6 protein-coding genes are annotated in these 7,879 nt (G+C 48.8%); 3 read left to right on the top strand and 3 right to left on the bottom strand.

Features of this window, described 5'->3' with window-relative positions:
- Window positions 1-301: 301 nt before the first annotated feature.
- Window positions 302-1,984: a cytochrome c oxidase subunit I gene (gene ctaD, locus POG22_RS21830; RefSeq protein WP_498907107.1), complete on the bottom strand. Its 1,683-nt coding sequence runs from the start codon at window positions 1,982-1,984 to the stop codon at window positions 302-304.
- A 113-nt stretch (window positions 1,985-2,097) separates the two neighbouring features.
- On the bottom strand, window positions 2,098-3,066 hold the full coding sequence (locus POG22_RS21825) for a cytochrome c oxidase subunit II (RefSeq protein ID WP_498907106.1): 969 nt from the start codon (window positions 3,064-3,066) through the stop codon (window positions 2,098-2,100).
- Between the two features lie 613 nt (window positions 3,067-3,679).
- On the opposite strand from POG22_RS21825, the gene POG22_RS21820 reads away from it, so the two are divergent.
- From POG22_RS21820 to POG22_RS21810, 3 genes are all read left to right on the top strand, one after another.
- Window positions 3,680-4,603, top strand: coding sequence for a COX15/CtaA family protein (locus POG22_RS21820; protein WP_498907105.1), 924 nt, complete (start codon window positions 3,680-3,682; stop codon window positions 4,601-4,603).
- Window positions 4,604-4,686: 83 nt separating this feature from the next.
- Window positions 4,687-5,670, top strand: coding sequence for a heme o synthase (locus tag POG22_RS21815; RefSeq protein ID WP_498907104.1), 984 nt, complete (start codon window positions 4,687-4,689; stop codon window positions 5,668-5,670).
- A 409-nt stretch (window positions 5,671-6,079) separates the two neighbouring features.
- The gene (locus tag POG22_RS21810; protein WP_498907103.1) at window positions 6,080-7,549 is read left to right on the top strand and encodes an alanine--tRNA ligase-related protein; all 1,470 of its coding nucleotides are present in this window, start codon (window positions 6,080-6,082) and stop codon (window positions 7,547-7,549) included.
- A 45-nt stretch (window positions 7,550-7,594) separates the two neighbouring features.
- Here POG22_RS21810 and POG22_RS21805 read toward each other — a convergent pair.
- Window positions 7,595-7,879, bottom strand: a 285-nt coding sequence (locus POG22_RS21805; protein WP_498907102.1) for an IS30 family transposase, incomplete at its 5' end; no start/stop codon positions are given.

Here is a 7,879-nt window from a genome sequence, read left to right as displayed (position 1 = left end):
CTCTAGCTTAAATTCCCACGTCATGTTTAGCATATCTAAACTGTAGCAAATCTTTTGTAGGTTACTCCCCTCGGTCGCGCTTCGCTACACCACCAGCCAAGCTTTCAGCTATGGCTGGAGTACTGCGAAGAATCTGGATAGAACTTACGCAATTTAAGGTTAATTCTCACTAAATGTAGAGATCGGTGGGTGTTGCCCATCCTACAAATGGTGCGAACGCGTAAGTTTTGACTCAGTTTCAAGACATCGACGCGAAACCGACAACCCCAACCGGCGATCGCCGGTTTCTGAATACAATGCCTTACAGTTCCGCTTTGACCTCCGCCAATAATTCGGAAACGGACTGTTCGTCTTTCGGTTCGCGATCGATCCCGTAATCGTAAGGGCCCGACCACAACACCGGTTCTTCCTCGAAGTTTTCGATAATCGGCGGCGAGCTGGTTTGCCACTCCAACGTCAACGCGTTCCAAGGATTGGCACTGGCTTTCGGAGCCCAAAACCAAGCCCACACGGCGTTAATCAAAAACGGGACTGTCGAAATTGCCAGAATAATCGACCCCACTGTACAAAGCTGGTTGAGCGAGGTTAGTTCGGGATCGTACTGCACCACCCGACGGGGCATTCCCTGCAATCCCAAAATGTGCATCGGGAAAAACGCCAAGTTGAAGCCGACAAAGGTGAGGACGAAATGGACTTTTCCCCAAAACTCGTTCAGCATCCGTCCCACCATTTTCGGGAACCAGTGGTAAATTCCCGCGTAAATGCCGAAGACGCTACCGCCAAACAGGACGTAATGGAAGTGTGCGACGATGAAATAGGTATCGTGAACGTGGATGTCGAAGGGAACTGAGGCGACCATGACGCCGCTGAGTCCGCCGACGAGGAACATCGACACGAAGCCCACAGCGAACAACATGGCACTGTTGAGGCGAAGCTTTCCACCCCACATCGTCGCCACCCAACTAAAGACTTTGATTCCGGTGGGAACGGCGATCACCATCGTCGCGGCCATGAAGAACACGCGCAACCATCCCGGCGTGCCACTGGTGAACATATGGTGCGCCCAGACGATATTGCCCAAAAAGGCGATCGCGATACTGGAATAGGCGATCGCTTTGTACCCGAAAATCGGTTTGCGAGCGTGAACGGGGATCACTTCTGAAATCAACCCGAACACCGGCAAAATCATAATGTAAACTGCCGGGTGCGAGTAAAACCAAAACATATGCTGGTACACGATCGGATCGCCGCCGCCGGTGGGATTGAAAAAGGCCGTTCCGGCAATCAGGTCGAAACTCAGCAGAATCAACGCCCCAGCTAATACGGGCGTCGAAACCAAAATTAACAGCGACGTGGCTAACATCGCCCAGCAGAATAAGGGCATATCGTAAATCGACATCTCCTTAATCCGCATATTGAAAATGGTGGTGACGAAGTTAATCCCCCCTAAAATCGATGAAGTTCCCAACAGCAAAACGCTGAGAATCCACATCATTTCTCCCACCTGTCCGCTAATTAAACTCAGCGGCGGATAAGATGTCCATCCTGCCACGGGGGGATTGTCGATTAACAGACTGGTCAACAACAGCAAACCGCCGGGGGGAACCAACCAAAAGGCGATGCCGTTGAGGACGGGAAACGCCATGTCTTTGGCACCGATTTGCAGTGGAATCAGATAGTTGGCAAAGGCTGCACCGGCCGGAACGATCCATAAAAAGATCATCATCGTGCCGTGCAGGGTCAGTACGCCGTTATAGTTGTCGTATCCCAAAAAGTCGGGGTTCGGCGTGGCGAGTTCGATACGAATGCCCGTCGCCATTGCCCCGGCAATTAGATAAAATACGAAGCTCGTGACGAAGTATTGAATGGCGATGACTTTGTGATCGGTACTGAAACCGAAGAAGTCTTTCCAGTGACGCTCGTTGTGTTCGGGTTCGCCACTTGGCGGTGTTGGATTCGATTCGAGGGGTGTCGTCGTGGTCATACGTGAAGTCGTGAAGTTTCGCGCAGTTTTTGAGGGTAGGTTGGGCTGAGGAACGAAACCCAACTTACAGTTATCGGTTAATGATTTGCCCCAATTCGTTCTCTACAAACTCTCTAAAAACTATGATGGGTGTGAAGAGAGGCGAGGGTGTCTGAGGTGACGTTCCAATCGGCAGTACGGGCTTGCAGGCGATCGCTCTCTGACGGTAACGCGGCGGCCACCGTCGGCGTCTCTTCAGCTTGTTGGGCGATTTGCGATTGCAACCATTCCTCGAACTCTTCTGGGGGGTGAACGACCACTTGCGATCGCATCGCACCGTGATACGCCCCGCACAGTTCGGCGCAAATCAGGGGATAGGTTCCCGCCACTTCCGGCTTAAAGCGCAGTTCGGTTTGGCGGCCGGGAATGGCGTCTTGTTTCAAGCGAAACTGAGGCACCCAAAAGGCATGAATTACATCCTGGGCGGCAATGTTGAGTTGGATTTCTCGTCCGGCGGGAACGTGGAGTTCTCCAGAGACGACGCCGCTGTCGGGGTAGGTAAAAATCCAGGCGTATTGGAGTCCGAGGACATCGACGGCCAGTTCGGCGTTGCGGCCTTGGGTCGCCGGAGACGCCCCGACTCCGAGGGCTAACTGTTCGCCGTCCCCCTCTGGAAGTGTCGCCGCCATAGCCGAACCTGGCGCGACGGCGGTTTTCTGAGGGCCGGGGTCTCTCGAGGCGGCGGGATCGAGTCCTCCCATTTCGTTGTAAACCTCGAAGCTGTAGACCGACAACACCAGGACGATGACCACCGGAATCGCCGTCCAGACGATTTCTAAGCCGATATTACCTTCGATGGCCGGTCCGTCGGTGTTGTCTCCCGGTTTTTGGCGAAATCTAATAATGGAAATGACGATCGCCCCTTGAATGAGGAGAAACAGCCCCGTGGCGATGGTCATCATGGTGTTGAACAATCCATCGACTAAGGGGGCTTCCTCAGAGGCGGCTAATGGCATCCAGCCGTGATTCTGTCCGTACCACAGACTGATCAGGGTGATGAGGATGCCAGCGATGAGCGTGTTAATGGAAGTGGGTAGTTTCACGTAGTATCGTTTCCTCTTGTGGTACTCGCGATCGAGTTGAGACCAACGGCTTTTCAGTCCGCAAGCTGTGACTGGCTGGCTGGGCCAGCTAACAGCCCGAGCCTCTCTGTTACACAGTAAAACAGCTTTTTTAATGCTGTGACGAAATTGATAAATCTTTAGATTCTTTTTGGAAAATCTTAGCGTTTCGAGTTTTTTGAACTCATTAATCGATACCTAGTAATACATGAATTATTCAAATTGTAAACGGTATTACGGATTTCGATCCACTTTTCGCCTTTGATGTCAAGAAATGTCAAAAAATGCCTAAAATTCAATGACTCCGATGGTGACTGCCCATATTTTATATTGTTTTAAATTTTACTTCAAAGGAATACTTTCAAAAAAATCACACAGCTTAACAAAATGTTAGCAATCTAAAACATTTCTAAAACTCCTGTTCTTTGAAAAGAGAAAGGCTCTAAGGTAAAACTAATGCGAGTTCGCAGTCAAACGACTGCACGAGGGGAAAATCTCGCTCTCGAAATCCAGAAAACATCGATCGCCCCCTCGATCGATTCCCGTTTGCCAAACCGCTTCCCGACCCCTGACGTTCGATCGAATCGAAACATCGATGGCACATTCCATCCTGAACTCATCTCCGACTACCCAGACTGCCGATAATCCCTCGCAAGCGATCGTCCGCGTGCGCCGTCTCATCTGGAAAATCGCGATCGCTACCGTCGTCCTGATGGCGATCGGCAGTGCCACCCGCGTCGCCAACGCCGGTTTAGCCTGTCCCGACTGGCCGCTGTGCTACGGACAGCTCGTTCCCACAGCGCAAATGAACCTGCAAGTCTTCCTCGAATGGTTCCACCGGCTAGACGCCTCGCTGATTGGCTTAATGGCGATCGTCCTCGCCGGCAAAAGCTGGTGGTGGCGGCGAGAACTTCCCAGCTGGCTGCCCTGGATGTCCCTCGTCACCCTCGGACTCATCGTATTTCAAGGCATTCTCGGCGGTCTCACCGTCACCGAACTGTTGCGATTCGACATCGTAACCGCGCACTTAGGAACCGCCCTCCTCTTCTTCATCACCGTTGTTTCGATGGGCGTCGCCTTACTGCCCTACCGAGGTACGGGAACCGCAAAATCCCTGCGCTGGGTCTCGCTAACTGGGGCGATTCTGGTGTACCTACAAAGTCTCATCGGCGCACTCGTAGCGTCTCAGTGGGTGTTACACCAATGCCTGAGTTACAAAAATCTCTGTGCGGTGATGAACAGTCACATTATCGGCGTCGTTCCGCCAACTGTCACCGTTCTCGCCTTGGTGGTATGGGCGCTACGAACGCCAGCCTTAAGTCAACCCCTACGAATCCTAGCAAAACTCTCTGGCGGACTCGTGTTCCTACAAATCGGTTTGGGGGTGGCAACATTCTATCTGCGACTGCAAGTCGAACCCCTCACCGTATCGCACCAAGCTATCGGCGCATTGCTGTTAGGTTCCCTCGTGGCGTTTACCGTCCTCGCCTTTCGAGACGCCCGAGTTGTAAAGATTTAACGACAATCCACAAAACACCAGAATCTGCCTCGCCTTCTCCGTTATCAAGTCTCAATTGTCAATTCTCAATTGCTTCCCCATTCATGCAGAATCTCATCACTTCAACGACAGAACGGCATCACAGCAATTTATTCCAAGTTTTCTATAGCTACTACCAACTCACCAAACCGCGCATTATCGTTTTACTCCTCGTCACCACTGCTGCGGGAACGTTCCTCGCGGCCAAGGGTCAAGTCGATCCGCTGCTGTTGTGCGCGACGTTAATCGGAGGATGGCTCGCCGCCGCCGCCGCCAACACCATTAACTGTCTATACGATCGCGATATCGATCGCATTATGGAACGGACGAGTCTGCGGCCGTTACCCTCCGGGCGCGTGCGTCCCAGTCACGCCCTGATTTTCGCCGGAACTTTAGCCACGCTCTCGTTTGTCATTCTGGCGACGGTGGCTAATCTAACGGCGGCGTTCCTCGCCCAGTCGGGAATCGTCTTCTACGTGTTGGTTTACACCCACTGGCTAAAACGCCACACGGTTCAGAACATCGTCATCGGCGGTGCGGCGGGTGCGATTCCGCCGCTGGTGGGTTGGGCTGCGGTAACGGGCGATCTCAGTTGGGCGGCGTGGATGTTGTTTCTCATCGTGTTTTTGTGGACGCCGCCGCATTTTTGGGCGTTGGCGATTTACATTCGCGATGAGTATTCCGAAGTCGGCGTTCCCATGTTACCGGTGGTAGAAGGAAACGAGGTGACGGCGAAGCAAATTTGGCTGTACACCTGGTTGATGTTGGCTTCGACGGCGGCGTTGGTGTATCCCCTCGGCGTTTGCGGTGCGGTGTATGCGGCGGTTGCGGTACTGTTGGGGATTCCGTTTGTAAAGAAAGCCCGTCAGCTTTTGGGCGATCCTGAAAATCGCGATGTGGCGCGATCGCTCTTTAAGTATTCGATTCTCTATATGATGCTGTTGTGTTTGGGCATGGTCGTCGATAGTTTGCCTTGGGCGCATCACATTAACTATACGGTGGCGGAGAATTTGCAAACGTTACTCGGCGCGTTTTCGGTGAGTTTCTAGAACCCGTAACTTGGAATTTTGGTTTTGTACGACGGCGAGAGATGGCTTCTCTCGCTGTTTTTTAAATCGATTGAGAAATATAACATTGTAAAACTTTCTTAATAAAATGTTATAAAAAGCAAAAAACAGTAGTTCACATTTTTTTATACCACATCTCAAAAGTCAGCTTTATAATGAATAAAGAATATGGGGTTTAGCTTTTACCCAGATCGAGCTAAACTCGGTCAAAATTGCATTAAATAAATTGTTGCTTGAGTTTAAGCTGTTAATCCCGAAAACATCAAGAAAAATTAAAATCCATCGAAATACAACTTTTGTTTGTATAAAATATATTTGTTCGATCGTATACTCAGTGCAGATCGCATATCTTAATCTATCTTGAAATTCGCTTAAGATTAAAAACACACATATGTTGAAACCGTCAGACAGAGAAACCTCAACACAATATAAGAACGTGCAGGACATATTATCCAGTCAACATTTATGTCACAACTCATCTCAATGGAATAGTACTTATAGGATTCGTCAGCGCTTTCTTCAATACTATCAGGCGCTTGGCTTCCAAGTATTACCAAGAGCGCCGATGATCCATCCGTCAATTCCAATGTCGTTTGTTATGAGCGCGGGACTCGTGCAGGTTGAAATGTCCTTAGCTCGTAGCCAGTTGCGATCGGAGGGCAAATTCGTTCTCGTTCAGGATTGTTTTCGACACTTTGACTTAGATAGTGCAGGTCGTGATGAGACCCACTTGAGTTTGTTTGAAATGCCAGGAGCCTTTGTATTTGGACAGGGTGTCAAGAAATTGACGATTTGTAATATGTGGAAACTCGCGACAGAAGTTTTGAAAATCGATCGCGATCGCCTGTGGGTTTCTTACTTTGCTGGAGGCGAGTTAGAAGGAAACCAGCTACCTGCTGATTCTGAAACCTATGAAGCTTGGCGTGATATTGGCATTTCAGAGGAAAGGCTAGTTGGTCTGGGAATCGACGATAATTTTTGGCAACAAAGCCAAGAATCAAAAAATGCTCGAGGCTTTCGAGAAAAAACGAAAAAGTGTGGTTCTCATACCGAGTTATTTTACGATTTAGGTACCGATCGGAATTGTGGAACGAACTGCAAGCCTGGGTGTAAGTGTGGAAGATTCCTAGAATTTTCTAATTCTCTATTTATTTCTCATGAAATCGATACAGATACGGGAAAAATAATCTCTTTAAAAAATCCATTTACTGAAACGGTAATTGGAACAGAACGAGTTGCAACTATCTTACAAGGTGTCTCCTCAATTTTTGAAACGACTGAGTATGCTGCGATCGTTGATATCGTTCGACAGTATTCGCAGTTCAATAGCTTGCCTGACAAGATGGTTCGTGAAAGCGAACGAGTGATTACAGATCGTGCAAAAGCCTTGTGTTTTCTAGTTGCAGATGGCGCACCACCACCAGGAAAAAATGGTCGACAACGAATTATTAAGTTGCTCGCTCGTCATACCATTGCACGTATGCAGATTTTAGGGATTGACGAAAAAATATTTTGGCCAGTTATTTTGTCATCTATCTTCAAGCAATTTAAGCCAGCCCGCATGAGTCTATCCGATCCTAAATCCCAAGAAGATGTATTGCAAAGAGTACTATCGTACGTTAAATCTGAATCCGAACGGTTTCATAAAACAATTCAGCGGGGATATCGAGAAATGGATAAGATTCTTCAGAATCGTCCTTACTGCAATCCCATCGAACCTTATCTTGTAAAAATCGAAAAAGAATGGGGTCTGCCTTTCCCTCTTATTGCTTTGCAGCTTTATCAAAAAAATGTTTCGTTTAGCGAGGAAGCATACTGTGAAGTGTTGAAAAGCTGGAAAAATGGGATCGCAAAAAAATAATACAACACGTTATCTTTTACTGACTGCTTTCAATTGTCCGCCAATTCAAGTTTGAAATGCAACGGTCTCCGATCCCTGACTATAAAATACCTCAGAAGGAGTTCGATAGTCAAGAGATTTTCGAGGACGATCGTTGAGTAAATTTACGGCTTTTTTGACCGCGTCTGGTGACCGAATTTTAAAATTTGTACCTTTCGGAAAAAACTGTCGAAGCATTCCATTTGTATGCTCGTTTAGTCCTCGCTCCCAGGAATGATAAGGATTGGCAAAGTAACAGGATACCCCCAGTTTTTGAGCCAGTTCTTCGTGACCACTAAATTCTTTTCCGTT

Origin of the sequence: Geitlerinema sp. CS-897 (assembly GCF_028368005.1) — a bacterium.
GTDB classification, from domain to species: Bacteria; Cyanobacteriota; Cyanobacteriia; order Cyanobacteriales; family Geitlerinemataceae; genus Baaleninema; species Baaleninema simplex.
Note: the sequence above shows the minus strand (reverse complement) of the source record. Positions and strands in the feature narration are given on the sequence as shown.

Excerpts from the sequence above, each read along its gene's own strand:
- POG22_RS21810 (WP_498907103.1), top strand. The coding sequence starts at position 6,080 with ATGTTGAAACCGTCAGACAGAGAAACCTCAACACAATATAAGAACGTG.
- POG22_RS21815 (WP_498907104.1), top strand. The coding sequence starts at position 4,687 with ATGCAGAATCTCATCACTTCAACGACAGAACGGCATCACAGCAATTTA.
- ctaD (WP_498907107.1), bottom strand. The coding sequence starts at position 1,984 with ATGACCACGACGACACCCCTCGAATCGAATCCAACACCGCCAAGTGGC.
- POG22_RS21820 (WP_498907105.1), top strand. The coding sequence starts at position 3,680 with ATGGCACATTCCATCCTGAACTCATCTCCGACTACCCAGACTGCCGAT.